We start from the raw sequence: 19,927 nt of genomic DNA, 5'->3' as shown, positions 1-19,927 counted from the left end.
CTACAATATCGCTATCTCGTTACGCTCTATCAAACAGTTTGTTCACTGACGAGTCTATCAACTCGCCAGAAAAATCTGCGACAACATAAAACAGCGATTACATCGGCTCAATATAATCCACCATTAACTGCACAGTTTGATTACCTCTAAACTCGTTCACATCAAGCTTATAGACCACACGAGCATGTTTAATGGTTGCATCGGGCCATATTGCTAAATCCACATTAAAAGCAATACCGTCTAACATCGCGCTGCCACATTCCGTTTCAAGTAATAATTTTAAGTGTTTTTCACCCACTATACGCTGCTGTACTACCTTGAATACACCATCAAATAGTGGTTCTTCAAACGACTGCCCCCATGGCCCTGCATTTCGTAATAAAAAGGCAGTATCAAGCGTCATTAACTGGCTCGATAACTCACCATCAGAGAGTAGCTCCCCCGTCAGCTGTTCATAATCTAATACTTCTCTTACCGCATCATCATAAGCTTGCTTAAACTGCTCAAACACATTTGCTTTTAACGATAGCCCTGCTGCCATAGCGTGACCACCAAACTTGGTTATCATTCCAGGAAAGCGACCATTAATGCGTTCGAGTAAATCTCGCATATGCAGGCCTTTAATCGAACGGGCAGAACCTTTTATTACACCATCACCCGCATCGGCAAAAGCAATAACCGGACGATGATAACGATCCTTAATCCGTGAGGCCAAAATACCAATAACACCTTGATGCCAATCATCCTGAAAAATGGCGATGCCCCACGGTAAATCAGCTTCATTGAGTGACACTTTCGATAAACTTTTTAATGCCTCTTGTTGCATGCCCGTTTCAAGTTCGCGGCGCTCTTGGTTTAATCCATCTAATTCCGCTGCCATTCTTCTGGCTAACATGATGTCTTCACACAGTAAGGTTTCGACCCCTAGCGCCATTTCATCTAAACGCCCAGCTGCATTGAGTCGAGGTCCTACCGCAAAACCAAAATCAGCAGCAACAATTTTTTCAGGACTCCGTTTCGCCACCTCAAGCAATGCAGTAATGCCAACACGACAGCGGCCACTTCTGACTCGCTGCAAACCAGCATTAACGAGAATACGGTTATTAGTGTCTAACGACACAACATCAGCGACAGTACCTAAAGCGACAATATCAAGCAATATGCCCAGATTAGGCTCAGTGATTTGCTGTTGTTGATACCAATTACGCTGCCTTAATTGCGCACGTAAAGCAGACATTAGATAAAACGCCACTCCAACACCGGCAATAGACTTACTGGCAAACTGACAACCGGGCTGATTTGGATTAACAATAACATCAGCATTGGGCAAAGTGCTGCCAGGTAAATGATGATCTGTCACGACAACAGTCATTCCTAACAATTTTGCAGCTGCCACCCCTTCAATTGAAGATATTCCATTATCAACGGTAATGAGTACATCAGCATTTTTAGTAAAAGCCACCGCAACAATTTCAGGGCTTAAGCCATAACCATAATCAAACCGATTAGGAATAAGGTAATCAACATGTTTTGCCCCCATCATTTTCAGCGCCAGCATACATACACTAGTCGACGTAGCACCATCAGCATCAAAATCCCCAACAATCAAAATTGATTGCTGCGCAGCAATAGCATCCGCAATAATCACGGCGGCTTCTGCTAGCCCTTTCATACTATCTGGGCGTAATAACTTACTTAGCATTAATTCGCAGTTATCTTCATTGACGCCACGGCGAGCATAGAGCTGTTTCAATAATGGCGATAAAGAAGCGGGTAAATGACTATCATCAACCTGAGGACGACGGACTATTTTATGAGACAAAAGGCAACCTTAAACGGGTAATTAGAGAATAGAGCATAACAAAAAGGTGAGCCTAAGCTCACCTTGATTTTACGTTTTTAGCACACACTTTACGACGTTGATTTACTAGTCTGATTTATAAATTCGATTCAATCGTACGTAATAAATCAGCCGGAGCTTGATAGCCAGGTACCATCACACCATTTTCTAAAATCAGTGCCGGTGTACCGTTAATCCCGAACGACATACCTAATTTATACTGGGCCGCAATATCAATATCACAACTTGCCGCTTTAACATTACCACCCGCTTTAGCTTCTGACATCGCTTTTAAAGGATCTTTAGCACACCATACCGCTTGCATCTCGTCTGCATTAGCAGAAGGAATACCTGCACGAGGATAAGCTAAATAACGAATAGTAATACCTAAATCATTATAGCCTTGCATTTGATTGTGTAGCTTGCGGCAATAACCACAGTCTACATCGGTAAATACCGTGACAACATGTTTCTCATTTTTCGCTTTGTAAACCAACATCTCATCTTCAAATGGCTTAAGTAACTCTATGCGAGGTCCAGCCAATGCAGCCTCGGTTAAGTTTCTCATGCCTTTATCCATGTCATACAAATTGCCATGAATGAGTTTTGTGCCATCTTTGGTGACGTATAATACACCGCGGTCTGTTAGTGCTTGATATAAACCGTCGATTGGAGATTGTTGAATGAGCATCACGTTGACACCCAAGGTTTCAGTGAGTTTTTGCTTTAACGCTGATTCATTGGACACATCGGTCGCAGGTGCCGCTGACACAATAGGGGCAATAATAAGGCTGGCAACAAGGGCGAATGCTTTAGTTAACTTCATGGTAATTCCTATATTACACGGGTTCATAATCAATAGACCCGACTTCGTAAGCAAAACTTACAGATTTAATTTCGCTAGCGCAACAAATACTCATAATCTTAAATGTAAGGATTTGAAACCTACACAGATACAAATCACACTAAGCTAACCGCGTGGATGATGTTGGCTATGCAGTTGCTGTAAGCGCACTTTAGCAACATGTGTATAAATTTGAGTGGTCGATAAATCACTGTGACCGAGTAATAATTGTACCACACGCAAATCCGCGCCATGGTTAAGTAAATGGGTAGCAAAAGCATGGCGTAACGTATGTGGTGATAAATGACATTGAATACCCGCCCTGGCCGCATACAATTTAATTCGATGCCAAAAGGTTTGTCTGGTCATCATTTGCCCTCGACGTGAGGGAAACAATACATCTGACTGCTTCATACTTAATAGCTCGGCACGAGCAAACTTGATGTACTGCTCAACAGCTGTAATGGCCAGCTCACCTAAAGGAACCAAACGCTCTTTGCCTCCTTTACCCATCACCCTCACCAAACCTTGGCGTAAACTAATTTGCTCCATCGTTAAACTCACCAATTCGGTTACCCGCAGCCCTGTAGCATACAACAGCTCTAACATGGCTTTATCTCGGTACTCGATAGGATCATCAATATTTGGCTCTGATAATAAATTATCTATTTGCGCCTCAGACAATGTATCCGGTAATTGACGAACTAACTTGGGCGACTTGATTAATGCTGTAGGGTCTTGGCTTATTTTCTGTTTAACTAATAAGTAAGCATAAAAACGTCGTAAACTACTGAGAAGTCTCGCTGTGCTACTTTTAGCAAATTGTTTATCAAAACGTTCAGCAAGATAGTCACGCAGTAAGGCCTGGTCAACTTGCAGCAAATCCTTACCTTTGGTCAAAACATAACGTTCAGCATTTTGTAAATCTGTACGATAAGATACCAAGGTATTATCACTTAGCCCGTTAGTTGACCACAAGTCATCAAGAAACTGGTTAATTAAGGGATCGGGTTGATAAGCAGGTTTGGCCAAAGCGGTATCCAATAAATAATAAAAAACGACGTTAGATAATCTATCATAACGTCGTTATATTGATCTGTTAATTATGATCTATTTAACAATTAAGCATCCGCTTTTTGAGCCTGATTTTGAGGTAAAAACAAACACACAATTGCTGTTAACGCAGTAGGTAGCAACCAAGCCATCCCCTCTGCATGCAGTGGCATAAAGTCAAGGAAGCTCATGTCCATGCCTGCCGTTTGTAACCCATCAAAGATACCGAAAAACAGTGCAACACTCAGCACGACTCGATGCGAAAAAGCAGGTCTAGCAAAGCGTTCTGTCAAAAAGGTTACCAATACCAATGCTATCGCAACGGGATAAATAGTCATTAACACAGGAATACTGATGCTTATTAATTGCGATAAACCTACGTTAGCGACAGTGGCACATATCACACTTAATAAAACCACTAGTAACTGGTACGATAATTTTGGCATTAATTCATTGAAGAATTCAGAGCAGGCTGTAACTAAGCCAACGGCCGTCGTTAAGCAAGCAAGCGTTACAACCGTTGACAGCATTAAGGTACCAATATTACCAAAATGATGAGTCACATAGTTTGTTAAAATTTGGCCGCCATTGTCTGCACCAATAGCAAAATCGCCTGCTGAAGCACCAAGATAAAACAACGACACATACACAAACGCTAAACCACCAGCAGCAATAAATGCTGCACGAACTAAATACTTAGTTTGATCGGCGGCATCGTTTACGCCTTTTTTGCGTAACAAATCGATGATTAACATACCAAACATCAATGATGCCAAGGTATCCATGGTGTTATAACCTTCAATAATTCCTTTGGTTAATGGACTATTAATATATTCACCGACCGGAAGGTTCACCTCTGCGCCAGGAAGAATAATCACTGAACTGGCTAACCCCACCAAGAGTAAAATCAATACTGGCGTAAGTATTTTACCTACGCTATCGAGTAATTTTCCAGGAAATAAAGATAAAAACATCACAATGGAGAAAAACACCAAAGTATAAATAAGTTGCGCAATACTAAACTCTTTGCCGCCAAGCATCATTAACGCATCTGGATTACTAATAAAAGGTCTAGCGCCAATTTCGAACGCCACCAACGCAGTACGTGGGGCCGCAAATGCTGGGCCAATGATAATATAAATCGCAATGGCTAATGCTGTGGCAGCAAACGCAGGTAATAGCGCCATCACTTTACCGTTAGCTTTCGCAACGGCAATTAACCCTATCAGTGGCATACCCACTGCGGTAATTAAGAAACCGAACATCGCAAAAGACATATTCTCGCCAGCAAGCATGCCAGCAAAAGGTGGGAAAATTAAGTTACCCGCACCTAAAAAAAACGCAAAGGTCATAAACCCTAACCCTAGCGTATCAGTCACACTCATTTTAGTTGTTTGCACTACTAGCCTCGTTTTATTGTTATGTTTTTTAACAAACCTAATTGATTACGCCATAATTAGCTACTGCTGAGCTGAACGAACAATAAATTGTAAAGTTAAAAATACACTTAGAAAATAGTAAACTTTGTTAAGAGAGTAACGAAAATGACTCGCTAGCTCTGTATTCAGCATGACATCCCTGTCAGATAGCCTTAATTAGACTTTTTACTCGATTTTACGAGTAAAAAAGCGCGCAAACTAATATCAAATATCGCCTTAATACTCAAGCACCAGCCCCCTAAACAATTAAAAAAAACTATTTAGTTACGATTTATGGCAAGACTTGTGTACATATCCACCACATCTATGATTTTAAAGTTAATTTGTCGTAACAAAAAGTCAACGGTACAGGTCAGAAGGAATTAACACGCGACAGTAAAAATCAAAGCGGTTATGATCTTATTCGAGTAGTTCATACAATCGAAAGAGTAATCAATTATCTATGTCTTTTACGTTTAAGCAATTTCATATCGATGATCAACAGTGTGGTATGGCCGTCAGTACTGATGCAGTTTTACTCGGTGCTTGGGCTGAGCTAACTCAATCAAGGCATATTCTGGATATTGGTGCAGGAAGCGGTTTGCTCAGTTTAATGGCAGCACAACGTAGTCCTCGCCACACGAGTATTATTGCAGTAGAAATAGACAATGCAGCCGCGAAGGCTTGCCAATTTAATATTAAACAAAGCCCTTGGTCAGAGACGGTGCAACTCTTTCACGGTGCTATTCAAGACTTTCAACAACTGCACAAAAAGAATGATGAGCCATTATTCGACCATATTATTTGTAATCCACCCTACTTTGAACAGGGCACACAAGCCAAAAATAGCGCACGAGCTGACGCCAGGCACACTAATACCTTGCCCTTTGCCGAATTGCAGAGCGTGATTAGCCAATTACTTGCTCCGCAAGGCACGGCAAGTGTTATTTTGCCACTGCAAAGTTTAGCCAGTTTTACTCAACAACTTAACACTTATGGTCTATTCGTTGCTAAGCAGCTTGATATCATTAGCATTGAAGGAAAGGTAGCTAACCGATCAATATTGGCAATCCAGCACTACCCAACAACAACGGAGCCACAAACACTCACTCATCCTGCTGTTGAAACTCAGTATCATCAAATGACGATCCGCGACAAACAAGAGCGATATAGCGAAACGATGATAGATTTATGCCGCCCATTCTACTTAAAGCTTTAGCCTGCTCAATAGGTCAGCTATAATACTCAACTATTTTTCAGCGAGACCAGCGCATGCAATTTGAAGATTTCCAGCTCGACCCTAGCTTATTAGAGTCACTCAAGGCCATGGGACACAACACCCCTACCACCATTCAGCAGCAAACTATTCCATTGGCCATGGATCAGCGGGATATTTTAGCGCGTGCGCCAACTGGCACCGGTAAGACGGCCAGTTTTTTACTGCCTGCTTTACAGCACCTTATTGACTTCCCTCGTCGTTTTGAAGGCCAAGCACGTATTTTGGTGCTAACGCCAACGCGTGAATTAGCCAGTCAAATTCATCGTTATGCAAGTCATTTAGCCACTGGGCTTGAGCTTAATATCGTCATTATTACTGGTGGTGTTCCATATGGCCCACAAGAAGAAGCACTTGCAGACAATGTTGATTTATTAATCGCCACCCCAGGTCGATTAATGGAATACCTAGATAAAGACAAATTTGACGCCACTGAAGTTGAAATTTTAATTATTGATGAAGCTGACCGCATGCTTGATATGGGTTTCTCATCAGTAGTGCAATCAATTGCCATTGAAGCTCAAGGCCGCAAACAGAACATGCTGTTTTCTGCCACGCTTGAAGGTAATGGGGTTAACCGTTTCGCTCGCGACTTATTAACCGATCCCGTAATGGTCGATGTTGAAGCGCCACGCAGTGAAAAAGCTAAAGTACACCAGTGGGTTCACTTGGCCGACGATCAAGCACATAAATTTGCATTGTTATGCCATATTCTTCAACAAGAAAATGTTACGCGCACCATTGTGTTTGTTAAAACTCGCGAAATGGTCGCCAGCCTTGAAGGCTTATTACTAAAAGCCAATATCCCATGTGCATTTATGCGCGGCGATATGGAACAGAAAAAACGTTTCCAAGCATTGGGTCGTTTTTCTAAAGGCGAAGTTAATGTGCTTTTGGCGACAGATGTTGCAGCTCGAGGAATCGATGTTGATGACATTACTCATGTGATTAACTTTGACATGCCACGTTCTGCTGACGCCTATGTTCATCGAATTGGCCGTACCGCTCGCGCTGGCGCAAAAGGAACCGCAATATCACTAGTTGAAGCGCACGATATGCGTATTGTGTCTAAAATTGAACGATACATTGAGATCCCACTGAAACGTCGTGTGATTGAAGAACTTCGTCCTAAACACAAAGAAGCTAAAGTGCCTGGTAAGAAAAAAGCCAATGCAAAAGATGCTCGAGTTAAATCGAAAAAATATAAGAAAAAGTAACTTTTAGGCAGCTTTTTTGCAGTGTCCTAAAACACATTGACCAACTAGTATTAAAGCGAATTACCCAGTGATTCGCTTTTTTTATCCCTAAAGCGCTATATATCATCATTAACTAGACCGAATACCGCCACAAAGTGTCAAGATATGTCAATTTATGCACAAAAAACACCCACCAACAAAATAGACTCTAAACCATTAATGGCTATGGATTAATACTTTCATACTGTATTTTATTCTTGCTAAAACATATCAAAAAAACCAACTTATTAAGCGTTAATCGTAGAATCATAAAAAACACAATTTTTTGAAACATTTTATTTACATCAGGCTATTTAGATAAACGTCATACTCTGTTAATTTAGATGCAATGAGTAATAAAATGAATCTGAATGAACATGTTAGCCAACGAAGTTAACTGTCTTTAGCATTATTTCAGCATGGATACGCAAAAGAAATGATAAAAATCATACTAAGAAGATTGTCACCACTCTTGATCATTATTGTATTTGTTGGGCTAGCCCTGGCACTTATTAGCACCCAAGAGACACCCGAGCAAAAAGATGAAGCCATCAGTGTAACGATAATTGATGTGCAAACCGTTACGCCGCAAACCTTATCGCTTAACTTACCCTCCTATGGTGTGGTTAACCCTAAATATAAAACTCAACTTGTCACCGAAGTTCAAGGGCGCATGCTAAGTATTTCAGCCAATTTTGTTGCCGGTGGCGTAGTTAAAAAAGGCGAGCAACTAGCCATTATCGAACCATCTGATTACGAAGCTGACCTTATTCAGGCCGAAGCGACTGTCGCACAGGCCACTGCTGCATTAAATGAAGAGAAAGCCCGCGGTGTTGTGGCTAAAATTGAATTTAAAGATTTTGGTAAAGGCTTACCGCCAGAACTTGGATTACGTATTCCACAACTGAAAAAAGAACAAGCCAACGTCAAGTATGCAGAAGCGGCATTAGCCCGTGCACAACGTAACTTAGCCCGCACCGTTATTCGCGCGCCATTTGACGGCATCATTAAGGCCCGCAATGTCGACTTAGGCCAATATGTCACGTTAGGCACAAATTTAGGTGAACTATACGACACCAGTATCGCCGAAATCAGATTGCCGTTAGCAAATGAAGATCTCGCTTATTTAGAGTCGGTCGATAATCCTGAAACAGCAGTCACACTCACAGCATTGCTGGCGGGTAAACAAGTCTCTTGGCAAGGCAATATAGTGCGCAGCGAAAATGTCATCGACGAACAAACTCGCATGGTCTATTTGGTAGCAGAAATTCATGATCCCTATTTGCGTAACAACAAAACCGAAGGCCAACTACCTTTAAAATACGGCAGTTTTGTTAATGCCGTGATCACAGGTCGAACCGTTAATGATGTGGTAAAACTGCCTCGCCATGTAGTACGAAATGGTCAAGTTGCTGTAGTAAGTGCCGACAATATTATCGAAATACGCCCAGTCAATATTATTCGCTCAGACGTTGACTCCATTTATATTCAAGGCAGTTTCAAAGCGAATGAGCGCGTATCAACCACTAGCATCAACAGCTTAAACTCTGGACAAGCCATTAAAGTACTTGGTGAAGAAACCAAAACTGAACCAGTCGATACTGACACCCAAGCCGCTACGACTGCAGGTGAATAATAATGGATACTAATAAAGGAATTATCGCCTGGTTTGCTCGCAACAGTGTCGCCGCCAACTTACTGATGGCAGCCTTGCTTATTGGCGGTTTGTTTAGTGCTGTGCTTATTAATAAAGAAATTTTTCCAACGTTTGAATTAAATCTCATCAATATCAATGTGGCCTATCCTGGCGCTGCGCCACAAGAAATTGAAGAAGGGATTAATATAAAAATCGAAGAAGCTATTCAAGATATTAGCGGCATTAAAAAAGTGACGTCTGTTGCCAGTGATAGTGTTGGCTCGGTGACGATTGAAGTCGAAGACGGCTACGAAGTGCAGCAAGTACTAGATGAAGCAAAACTGCGTATTGATGCCATTGCGACCTTCCCAGATAACATCGAAAAACCCAACATTTATCAAATAAAGCCAGAAAACAATGTCATTTGGGTGTCTGTCTATGGCGACATGACGCTACATGACATGAAAGAAATGGCTAAAGCGATCAGAGACGACATCACCGATTTACCTGCCGTCACTCGTGCAAAAGTCACTGGTGTTCGAGACTATGAAATTGGCATTGAACTGTCTGAAGACAAGTTACGCGAATATGGCATTACATTTACTCAAGTCGCTTTAGCGGTACAAAACTCATCGATTGATTTACCCGGCGGTTCTATTCGGGCCCAAGACGGTGACATCTTGCTGCGTACTAAAGGCCAAGCTTATACTGCTGATGACTTTGCCCAAATTGTGGTAGAGACTCGCGCAGATGGCAGCCGAATTATGTTACCGCAAGTCGCTACCATTAATGATGATTTTGAAGAGCGTTTAGAGTACACCCGCTTTAACGGTAAACCTGCTGCCGTCATTGAAATTACCAGTATTGATGATCAAAATGCGTTAGATATTTCATCTCAAGTTAAAGCCTACGTTGCTGAACGTAAAAAAAGCTTACCAAGCAATATTCAACTTGATACCTGGGGTGATTTAACTCACTACTTGCAAGGTCGTTTAAACATGATGTTGTCGAACATGTTTTATGGCGCCCTGCTGGTGTTTATTATTCTGGCTTTGTTCTTAGACCTTAAACTCGCTTTTTGGGTAATGATGGGCTTACCGGTGTGCTTTTTGGGCACCATGTTATTAATGCCAATTGAACCGTTTAACATGTCGATTAACATGTTGACCTTATTCGCGTTTATTCTGGTGCTGGGGATAGTCGTCGACGATGCCATTGTCATCGGCGAAAGTGCCTATACCGAATTAGAAGAAAACGGCCACTCGTTGGATAACGTCGTAAAAGGTGTGCAAAAAGTAGCCATGCCCGCCACATTTGGGGTACTCACCACTATTGCGGCCTTTATCCCGATGATTATGGTGTCTGGGCCCATGGGGATTATTTGGAAATCCATCGGTATGGTGGTGATTTTGTGTTTAGCGTTTTCGCTGATCGAATCAAAACTGATTCTACCTGCGCATTTGGCCCACATGAAAATCAAAAAACGCACTACACCGACTAACATTTTCTCGCGCTTTAAATTTGCCCTTAATGAATGGTTACAACACTTTATTCATAATACCTATCGTCACTTTTTAGAACGTTGTATTACGCGACGATATAGCGTGGTGGCGGTGTTTATTGGGGTACTAATTTTGTCGCTTGCATTAGTGCAAAGTGGCAAAGTACGCTGGGTTTTCTTCCCTGATATTCCATCAGATTTTATTCAAGTCCAGCTTGAAATGGAAGAAGGTAGCTCTGAGCAGAACACCCTAAAAGTACTGCAACAAGTTGAGGATGCGTTATATAAGATGAACGCCAAGCTTGAAGAGCAATACGGTTACCCAATGGTAAAACACAGCTATATCGAACTTAGTTCACGCAGCAGTGCGTTTGTGTTTACTGAACTGACTAAAGGCGAAGACCGTGAAATCGACGGCGTCGCAATTGCGGAAGAGTGGCGTAATCAATTACCTGAGTTATTGTCAGTTAAAAAGCTTAACATCAATGCCAGTACCAACGATGCCGGCGGCGATTTATCTTTTCGCTTAACCGCAACCGACTTAGACCAGTTATCTGAGGCCGCTAAGGTACTTAAAGCAAAACTAGCCACTTACGAAGGCGTGTATGATATTACCGATAACTTCTCATCGGGTTCACACGAGATCCGCTTAAACATTCGTCCAGAAGCCGAAGCGCAAGGATTAACACTGTCAGATTTAGCTCGCCAAGTCCGTTACGGTTTTTATGGTTATGAAGCCCAACGTATTTTGCGTAATAAAGAAGAAGTGAAAGTCATGGTACGTTACCCACTTGAGCAGCGCCGCACTGTGGGCGATCTTGAAAACATGCTTATCCGCACCCCGTCAGGCGCAGCGGTACCGTTTTCAACGGTAGCCAATATCGAACTGGGTGAGTCATATGCATCGATCACCCGAGTTGATGGTCGCCGAGCAATTACCATTAGTGCCAATGTGAATAAAAACAATGTTGAGCCATCTAAAGTGGTCGCCGAAATTCAGGAAGACTTTTTACCTGAACTCACCGCGCGCTTCCCCAAAGTGGCTTCAGCTTTAGATGGTGGCAGTTTAGATGAGCAAAATGCCATGCTGGGTTTAGCCCAAGGCTTCTTTTTTGCCATGTTCACCATTTATGCTTTAATGGCTATCCCTTTAAAATCGTACACACAACCGTTAATCATTATGTCGGTGATTCCGTTTGGCATGATTGGCGCCTTGTTTGGCCACTATATTCTTGGTTTATCCATGAGCGTGTTAAGTTTGTGCGGAATTGTGGCATTAGCCGGGGTTGTGGTAAATGACTCGTTGATTTTGGTCGACTTTGTTAACCGCGCTCGCGAAGAGGGCAAATCGATAATGCAATCGGCTATCGATTCTGGTTGTTACCGTTTTAGAGCCATTATATTAACCTCGCTCACCACTTTTGTTGGCTTAGTGCCGATTATTATGGAAAAAAGCTTACAGGCTAAAATTGTAATCCCAATGGCTACATCGCTCGCATTTGGTATTTTATTTTCGACCGTAGTGACGTTAATTTTGGTGCCAATTTTGTACATCATTTTGGATGATATAAAACGCTTGTGGCAACGATTTTTTATTTGGTGGTGGCAACCTAAACCTGCTGAAAGTGAATTCAGATCTGACGAGCACCATTAATTGAATTAATCCCAATTGTTAACAAAAAACAGAGCTAACTCAGCTCTGTTTTTTTTGCAGTAAAATCTGCGAGCTGAGCAACATAGTCACCATTAAAATTCAGCTAAAATGACCGCTATAATCTCTATGAAAGAAAGCCTGACATGAGCGACACAACTTTACCGATACCCACCTCACCTATACCAACGTTAGTTTACGATATCGGCAAGCACCGTTATCTCAACATTACCGCCAGGTGCACTTTAAGATGCCAATTTTGCCCCAAACATAATGGCTCAAATCAAGTACACGACTATGACTTATCACTCACCCGACGTATTACTGCTGAGGACCTTTTGCCCTTGTTAGGCGATGTTCATGAGGTTGAAGAATATGTCTTTTGCGGCTTTGGTGAACCAACTCTAAACCTTGACTGCTTACTGCAAGTTGCTCATGAAATAAAAGCACAAGGCGGTAAAGTACGCCTAAACACTGATGGCCTGGGTAATCACTTTCATCGACGCAATATTTTGCCAGAGCTCAGTCAATGCATCGACAGTTTGTCTATTTCGCTTAACGCCGATACACCTGAAAGCTATCAACAGCATTGCCGCCCTAAGCTTGCCAATTCGTACACTGCATTACTGGATTTTATTAAGCTTGCACCTCATTACATCCCTCTCGTTCAAGTAAGCGCCATTAACGGACTCGCAAATGTCAACATTGACCGCTGCCGCGATATCGCACAACAAAATGGCATAGTATTTAAACAACGGGAACTTGATAACATTGGTTAAACAAATAGCGCCTAATCGCAGCTAGACGTTTTCGCCACTGCCGGCTTCATGCTAGTATTGCCACCAAGAGAATGCTAAAAAAGTGGCACCATGTCTAAACACAAAGCAGTGAGTTCTTCAAACTCGTTATTAATTTCTTCACAGGCAACTCATTGGTCGCAACAGCATATTCTTTCGCTGCTAAGCCAATTGATTATTTTATTAATAGCGGTGTTTATTGTCACTAGTATGGTGGTCAATTTAGGCGAGCGTCGCCTACAAGAAGATTGGGCAGACCAACGCTATAGTGAATTACAAACTGTCGCGTCCTTAGCGTCTGACAAAGTGTCATTTTTGCAGTTTAGAACCCAAATCATCGCCAAAGGTGAGTTACTGCGCCAATATCTGCAAAACCCATCAGAAAAGCTGCAATTAAAAACCATCGAAAACTGGGATTCATTAACTAACAATATTCCAGAACTGCTTGGGTTGGCATTGTTTAACCCTCAAGGACAACTCCAGTTTGCCACCACCGGTAGTTTCAATAACATGCAACTTCCCGCGGCATTATTAGGCTCGGGCAGAAATATGGGCGGCGACGACATTTACACTTCACCCATGGCATTTACTCCCATTGATGGCATCTTAGAGCCCTATTTTTATCAGTTATCATGGATAGAAAATCCAGACCAAAGTATCAAAGGGTATTTAGTCACTTACAATTCGATCGTTAAATTACTTGAAACTATAAAACCGGCTTTTTTTAATCAAAATTCACCATTGCTCATGCTGGATACTCAAGGCTTCCTCTATGCAGGAGCCAACCAACCTGCACCACTAGACAATATGCCCGATGCACTTGGAGCAAGTTTAAAGCAGTCTTATCCAGAATTGTGGCGAGTGATGGCCATGAATAACTTTGGCCAGTTTCACAGCCATGATGCCACTTTCGTGTATTTAAAAGTCGAATTAACCAGTCAATATGAGACTAAAAGAGAATACTTTTTATTGTCTTATATTCGTCATGACGACATTGCCACTCGTTATGCACAATGGCGAATTGTAGTCATTATCGCTGGATGTCTCATCGCACTGTTAGCCAGTTTATTGATTATACTAAGACATCGATTTGTACTCGAGCGACGCGCAAAGCAAAATAGCGTTCAATTGAGCAACGGTTTGTTTAACAGCGAATTAAGCTGCTTAATCGTTAATGATAACGGTCGAATCCAGAGCATTAATGCCAAAGCAGCTGCGGCATTATCTTTGCCAGTTGACGCTCTTAAAGACCGCAGTTTACAACGAGTGTTACACCTTGATGATGATCGCTTCAATCACATTAAAGAGACGTTAATTGAGAATAAGCAATGGCATGGTGAGATCAGTTTAGAAACGCTTAATAGTAGTATGTTGCAAACCCATATTCGCAGTAAAAAATGCCCTAACAGTAATGAGCATTATTGGTTAGTGACATTTGAAGACATTACCGCATTATTTGAAAGCCAGCGCCAAGCCTATCTCTATCAATTAATGAGTAGCGGAGCGGTTGCTACGGCACTCACCGATGCCAATGGATTAATAGTAAAATGTAATAACCAATTTGATAACCTGATGTCTTTACACGGAGACACCAATATTTCGATCACTGAATTACTCGGCGATGAGTTGAAAAATCAATGGCAAAATATTAGTGCACAAATTAGCTTGCAAGGAGAGTGGACTGCGCAAATTATGCCATTTAACCACAGTCGTTATGAGCATTGTTTAAAAACGACGCTAGCAGGCCAGCTGACATTTGAAGGTGATATTGAATACCTTATTTGCACATTTGAACAGACAACCCCAACGGTGTCTGCCCAAAGTAGTAGCAACGTCATTGGCCATAGAAGTGCCATAGTGTTACGTTTAAATGAGCTAGAAAATTATTTTTTCAAACTTAGCGAGCTCACTAAAGAACATTCAAGCTTACTGGTAATGGACATTAACCCAGAAGGGATTTTCAGTAACATGGGTAACATGAGCCAGCTTGAAAAGCGCCAAAAAGACATTGAGCTACAATTATTGATTGAGTTACCGCTTAATTACCAAATAGCACAATGGCAGCTCGGAAAACTCGTTATCTTACTGACCGAAACAAATGCAAACTCTGCACATCAATATGCGATTAATATGCTTCAAAGTCTTGAAGAAAAGAATTTAGGTGAAGGGATTAACATTGGTATCGCCAGCTATTTGCAGCCACAAAGTTTGGATACATACCTTGCTAACGCTGAAATAGCCTTAAAAAGAGCTAAACAATCTGTTGACCAGAACATTTGCCAAGCCTTTACTCGTCCTACGAATAAACAAAGTAGCACTTAAAGTAACAATTAAAGTAATAACCGCCGTAAAATTGATAGATTAAATCACCTGACGCAGTATTGTGTAACGTCAGGTGATATTCAATTTGCACGGTTGTTTAATCAATGGATAATGCCCATTCATTGGGCTACTCGATGAACATCAACATACTATTATGGTGTCCAACCTAATCTTAAGCGTGTGGTTTCGGATGACTCACCACTTCAGGAAGGATCTCATCTGATTCGAGCCTGAAAGGCTGAACATTATCAGGTAGTTTACTTTCAGTAATTTCAACAATGCTTGAACGATTCATGGTCACTTTAAAGCGAGCATATTCAGGTTGTTGCTTTCCGTCACGTAACACCGCAACCAAATTGACTTGATAACGACGCTCAACAGACTCATTACTAATATTACCTTCACTTTCTGAGTATATTTTAGCTTTTCCTCGCTCTAAATGGCGGGCAAAAGGCACTAAACTGAAGTTCACTTGCTCTTGAATTTGTGAATAATCAGCCTCAAAAGGCTTATTTGCCACCTTAGTCGCAATACGATAATGCAGTACTTCCGAATCCACTTTATTCTGGCTGTGGCGTTGCCTCATAATATCTGCCACCGTTTTGGGAATATCTTGGCTGCGCATGAATTCGAGCCAAACTAACTGCTTAGCCACCACGGTTTGAGTCGTGGTATCCCGTAAAATACGGCTCCATCTTGGACGACCGCGTTGAATAAGCCGCCACATCGCATTACGAAAATCCTCTTTAAAGATTTCCCTGAAACCATAAATAACCGCTAACGTCAGCAACAAGGTCAAGGTTAAGCCATTAAAGAAACCTTGCGCTTTTATAATCAATGCCGATACCACCAACATCACCAACCCAGTGGCGACGCCAGTAACAAATTTCTTTAACCCTACTCCAAGCGGTTTTAATTCTTCTTTTAATACTACGCCTTGTTGAATGAGTCGACGCAATAGCAACATCTTATTTGAAATACGGTTAGCGTCTTGCTGGGTTTGCATAGAGTTATATTTGCATACTTGCTCGCGGTAGTGATTCTCGTTACGGCATAAATTGAGCACTTTTTCTTTAACATCACTATAGTCAGCACTTCTAGGACTACGTGCCAATGTCTTTAATAACTGCTGCTCACAAAACCAAGACAAGTAATTATCGGCATGCTCAAAATAAGATTTCCACTTAGGATCATTCGGTTCATTGCGTCGAAACTTTTTCAATAGTTGCGCAACCACATCACAAAGCTCATCTAAAGCAGGATAAAATTCATTTAATTCTAGTTTTTGGTGCAACTCTTTAACGTCAGTTTCAATGGCGACAGCAAATTGATAAGCGAATAAATTGAGGTATAAACGAAACTCTTCTAAGGTGCGTTTATTTAAACTGACGAAACGGGACTGAACTAAGGGTAAATGCAGCCCTTTAGAATAATAAGAACGACGCCCAAGAATACTACTGTGATAATAATCTTCTTCATCTAAGGTATGCGAACCAATACCCATTTCTGTTGGCAAATAAAAATACAGATCAAATACCCGTTGATCACCAGGGCCCATTTGATGACTGAACTTTATTGATAACGCTTCTTCTTGTTTTACTTTAACTTTTGCCACTATATATTTCACACACCTTTTAAAATTGACACATAACTACTATACCTCAATGGGAATATTAAGCTAAAAGTTAATTTATTCAATCAAAATCAATCGGAAGTATTGGCTGATAGTAACTGACAGGACCAGATGTTATTACTTGGCAGAAATTTTAACGTTGCTCTCGTCAATGTATTATCTAAGTCAATTACCTGAATCTGCTGAGATACACTAGAACCAGCCATTAAGTGGTGAGCAGAAATACCATATTCATTTCGTAAATATGGTTGCAGCCGACTGTTTTGTTGCCAACTGATAGGTTGCAGTGTTAACGCTAAATGATAAGTAAATGAGCCAATATCAACATGTTTAACCTTACCTAATAGTTGAGCAATTTCGGTAGCGTCTGTTGCGGACTCGAGTTTATAAGTCAGCTGAGCTTGATGGTGATCAATGTCTAGCATTAACCATAAATTGCTTTTATCAACCGTTAACGACGACTCTCCTTGTTGACTGAAATAACCATCGGCATGGCAATTGAAATACCAAACATTATGGGTATTTGCAATGCGATTAAGCACACTGGTAGCAATGAATATAATGAGCAGAAAACTTAATACAAAAAAAAGTTTGCCGCGTTTTGACTGTAGTAATCGGCGTATTTTAATATGCAATAATAGGGTTCTTAATCTAGCCACAAATGTGTACCTTTTGCAGCCATTGCTGGGTGATAAATGGCGCACCCATATTATCGATACTGACTTTGATACTATTAATTAATGGTGTCGCTTCACTGGAGTCGGTTAAAGTGAAACTCATATAATCTTGATTGGCCGACAAAGCAACGTGAATGGAATCCCAGCGAATATTGTGACAAAGGCGTAGTTGCGATGATAAGCAGTCCGCATGCAAAATGGCATCTTGCTGATTATTATTGCCAAACACAAACAACTGAACAATACGTCCATCAGGGCTTAGCACTTGTCGCAATACATCGGCTTGAGCAAACTCTGGAGGGCTAAGCTTAGAGTAAACAAATAATAATACACATAGTAGAATAATAATAATAAACAGATACTGACCTAAAGATAATAGCCGTTCAGGTAATTCCAAGATTTTAGTACGCTTAGCGGTTGCAGTTGAATATAAAATCACCCCCTGTTCAGGTACATATTCAATAAGGTTGGTATGGCGCTTACACATGTAATTAATAATTTTGCCGATAATATCGAGTAGTTCAGCATGAGATAATTGATGAGGACAGTCGCCAGAAATGGCCACTGTTTCAAGCATAGATAAGGGAACGACTTGACCACGATGCTGGACTAACTGGCTCAGAATCCAATACTCGTGATCATTTAAATGCCACTGGGCTGCCGTGGTCTGATCGACCAACAAACGTTGTGTATTGTCGAACCAACAACATCCTATTTGCATCGCCCTGTCTCAGTGTATCGACTGATTCAAAAAGTATACTCTCAAAGTGAGAGTTTAATGGATGTTAAGCCAGCTATCCTCCGGATAATATTGCTAATTCGTGAACCAGTCCGCGAATATAGCGATTATTTGCGCAAGGTATAATTGCATGATATTGAATATAGAAATTGCTAATTAATATTATTATAGATTCATATTATTGTTGATTCGCCCAAGTTTAAAATGGGAAAGGTTAAGACCATAGTCAATACAGAGCTAATATTAGTGCTGGTGATCGCGCTGGCAATAGCAGAAATTGAGCCATCAATAGCAAGCTGATTAAAAGTAAAATCAACCTAATTAGCGATGAATAACGGTTGGATGTATATTGACAAGCAAGTGGATGCCTTATGTACTACCGATTGAATAAGTAAGTTACGGCTTAACAATGGCTCAATAGTCAGTGTTTTTTGGTATATAGGTAAGACAATATTACGGCTAACAGCCCATAAAAAAAGCTGGCAAAGCCAGCTTTCTGTTACTTACACTCAAGTGAACTAGGCTTTAGATTAGTCACTTAAAATGCGTAAAGTAATGTCATGTTTGTTTCAGTATCAGTGCTTTCTTTGTCATCAAGCGGTTCACTGTTATAACGCACAATAACGGCAAATTTCATCGCTAGAGCACCTACGATATTGGCAGTTAATGAAGTTTCAGAACGCGCATCTAATTTACTACCCCAATCGGCAATAAATTTCTGTTGGAACTTAGATGAATCACTGATCTTGGTTTGGAAATCAATCACCGCGTGAGCAACAACGCTGTCGTCGCTATCATAACCTTCTGCCAGTGCTGATTCTTCATCAAGTTGTTGGTAAATATAACCAGGACCCGCCTCCGCTTTTAAAGACATTCTGTCGGTATCAATAAAACGGTAACCATAACCAGCTGACGTCGTTGAAGTGAAATCATAACCAGTGAATGGATCAACTTCATAGTTAGTGTTAGCAAACAAATAGCTCAAATCATTAATTTGATAGTCGCCTTGCACACCAAGAAAATAACGCTTTGCAGTCACTTCTTCGGTATCTTCTTTGTATAATCCTTCAAACACATACTCGTTTTCCCAGTCACCTAATTCTTGTTTCAACGCTAGGCGCGCTTTAAACGAAGAAGTATCGGTATTACCTGTGGTTAAAGTCGCACCTAATTCTGCTTCACCAGCAAGAGTGGCATCACCTTCAACAAACTCACTTCCAGCATGTGCTGCAAATGGCATGGTTAGTGTAATAGCTGCAGTAAGTAGCAGTTTTTTCATGTCATTTCGTCCTTTATTTACGATTT

General features: G+C 41.2%; 14 protein-coding genes. 6 read left to right on the top strand and 8 right to left on the bottom strand.

Translation table 11 applies throughout. From position 1 onward, the window contains the following. Positions 1-97 precede the first annotated feature (97 nt). The 4 genes from recJ to brnQ form a co-directional block, all read right to left on the bottom strand. A complete protein-coding gene (gene recJ / locus H5125_RS01180) occupies positions 98-1,822 on the bottom strand; it encodes a single-stranded-DNA-specific exonuclease RecJ (protein WP_182743233.1) in 1,725 nt (574 codons plus the stop codon). 115 nt (positions 1,823-1,937) lie between these two features. Then, entirely contained in the window at positions 1,938-2,666 is a 729-nt protein-coding gene (gene dsbC, locus H5125_RS01175) for a bifunctional protein-disulfide isomerase/oxidoreductase DsbC (RefSeq protein WP_182743231.1), read from the bottom strand. Positions 2,667-2,810: 144 nt separating this feature from the next. Beyond that, positions 2,811-3,716, bottom strand: a complete 906-nt coding sequence (xerD, locus tag H5125_RS01170; RefSeq protein ID WP_101085341.1) for a site-specific tyrosine recombinase XerD — start codon at positions 3,714-3,716, stop codon at positions 2,811-2,813. An 89-nt stretch (positions 3,717-3,805) separates the two neighbouring features. Then, complete coding sequence (brnQ, locus tag H5125_RS01165; RefSeq protein WP_101085340.1) at positions 3,806-5,137, bottom strand: branched-chain amino acid transport system II carrier protein; 1,332 nt, start codon at positions 5,135-5,137, stop codon at positions 3,806-3,808. 481 nt (positions 5,138-5,618) lie between these two features. On the opposite strand from brnQ, the gene H5125_RS01160 reads away from it, so the two are divergent. From H5125_RS01160 to H5125_RS01135, 6 genes are all read left to right on the top strand, one after another. Next, a complete protein-coding gene (locus H5125_RS01160; protein WP_101085339.1) occupies positions 5,619-6,374 on the top strand; it encodes a tRNA1(Val) (adenine(37)-N6)-methyltransferase in 756 nt (251 codons plus the stop codon). A gap of 53 nt (positions 6,375-6,427) precedes the next feature. After that, positions 6,428-7,648: an ATP-dependent RNA helicase SrmB gene (srmB, locus tag H5125_RS01155; RefSeq protein ID WP_101085338.1), complete on the top strand. Its 1,221-nt coding sequence runs from the start codon at positions 6,428-6,430 to the stop codon at positions 7,646-7,648. Between the two features lie 454 nt (positions 7,649-8,102). Then, positions 8,103-9,302 carry an efflux RND transporter periplasmic adaptor subunit gene (locus H5125_RS01150; protein ID WP_182743229.1) on the top strand — a complete coding sequence of 400 codons (1,200 nt, stop codon included), beginning with the start codon at positions 8,103-8,105 and terminating at the stop codon, positions 9,300-9,302. 2 nt (positions 9,303-9,304) lie between these two features. Continuing rightward, positions 9,305-12,457: an efflux RND transporter permease subunit gene (locus H5125_RS01145; protein ID WP_162023819.1), complete on the top strand. Its 3,153-nt coding sequence runs from the start codon at positions 9,305-9,307 to the stop codon at positions 12,455-12,457. 143 nt (positions 12,458-12,600) lie between these two features. After that, complete coding sequence (locus H5125_RS01140) at positions 12,601-13,233, top strand: TatD family nuclease-associated radical SAM protein (protein ID WP_182743227.1); 633 nt, start codon at positions 12,601-12,603, stop codon at positions 13,231-13,233. 90 nt (positions 13,234-13,323) lie between these two features. Next, entirely contained in the window at positions 13,324-15,573 is a 2,250-nt protein-coding gene (locus H5125_RS01135) for a PAS domain-containing protein (RefSeq protein ID WP_182743225.1), read from the top strand. Positions 15,574-15,745: 172 nt separating this feature from the next. Here the strand turns inward: H5125_RS01135 and H5125_RS01130 are convergent, their stop codons facing one another. From H5125_RS01130 to H5125_RS01115, 4 genes are all read right to left on the bottom strand, one after another. Beyond that, on the bottom strand, positions 15,746-17,188 hold the full coding sequence (locus H5125_RS01130; RefSeq protein ID WP_101085333.1) for a hypothetical protein: 1,443 nt from the start codon (positions 17,186-17,188) through the stop codon (positions 15,746-15,748). A gap of 89 nt (positions 17,189-17,277) precedes the next feature. Beyond that, on the bottom strand, positions 17,278-17,865 hold the full coding sequence (locus H5125_RS01125; RefSeq protein ID WP_182743223.1) for a hypothetical protein: 588 nt from the start codon (positions 17,863-17,865) through the stop codon (positions 17,278-17,280). Beyond that, positions 17,858-18,604 carry a hypothetical protein gene (locus H5125_RS01120; protein ID WP_182743222.1) on the bottom strand — a complete coding sequence of 249 codons (747 nt, stop codon included), beginning with the start codon at positions 18,602-18,604 and terminating at the stop codon, positions 17,858-17,860. The genes H5125_RS01125 and H5125_RS01120 overlap by 8 nt, the downstream gene beginning before the upstream one ends. 556 nt (positions 18,605-19,160) lie before the next feature. Next, the gene (locus H5125_RS01115; RefSeq protein WP_101085330.1) at positions 19,161-19,901 is read right to left on the bottom strand and encodes a DUF481 domain-containing protein; all 741 of its coding nucleotides are present in this window, start codon (positions 19,899-19,901) and stop codon (positions 19,161-19,163) included. Positions 19,902-19,927 lie beyond the last annotated feature (26 nt).

Origin of the sequence: Shewanella sp. SR44-4 (genome assembly GCF_014163715.1) — a bacterium.
Lineage (GTDB): Bacteria > Pseudomonadota > Gammaproteobacteria > Enterobacterales > Shewanellaceae > Shewanella.
This window is presented reverse-complemented; position numbering and strand designations above follow the sequence as displayed.

Excerpts from the sequence above, each read along its gene's own strand:
- H5125_RS01150 (WP_182743229.1), top strand. The coding sequence starts at position 8,103 with ATGATAAAAATCATACTAAGAAGATTGTCACCACTCTTGATCATTATT.
- H5125_RS01135 (WP_182743225.1), top strand. The coding sequence starts at position 13,324 with ATGTCTAAACACAAAGCAGTGAGTTCTTCAAACTCGTTATTAATTTCT.
- dsbC (WP_182743231.1), bottom strand. The coding sequence starts at position 2,666 with ATGAAGTTAACTAAAGCATTCGCCCTTGTTGCCAGCCTTATTATTGCC.
- H5125_RS01160 (WP_101085339.1), top strand. The coding sequence starts at position 5,619 with ATGTCTTTTACGTTTAAGCAATTTCATATCGATGATCAACAGTGTGGT.
- srmB (WP_101085338.1), top strand. The coding sequence starts at position 6,428 with ATGCAATTTGAAGATTTCCAGCTCGACCCTAGCTTATTAGAGTCACTC.
- H5125_RS01140 (WP_182743227.1), top strand. The coding sequence starts at position 12,601 with ATGAGCGACACAACTTTACCGATACCCACCTCACCTATACCAACGTTA.
- H5125_RS01145 (WP_162023819.1), top strand. The coding sequence starts at position 9,305 with ATGGATACTAATAAAGGAATTATCGCCTGGTTTGCTCGCAACAGTGTC.
- H5125_RS01115 (WP_101085330.1), bottom strand. The coding sequence starts at position 19,901 with ATGAAAAAACTGCTACTTACTGCAGCTATTACACTAACCATGCCATTT.
- H5125_RS01120 (WP_182743222.1), bottom strand. The coding sequence starts at position 18,604 with ATGCAAATAGGATGTTGTTGGTTCGACAATACACAACGTTTGTTGGTC.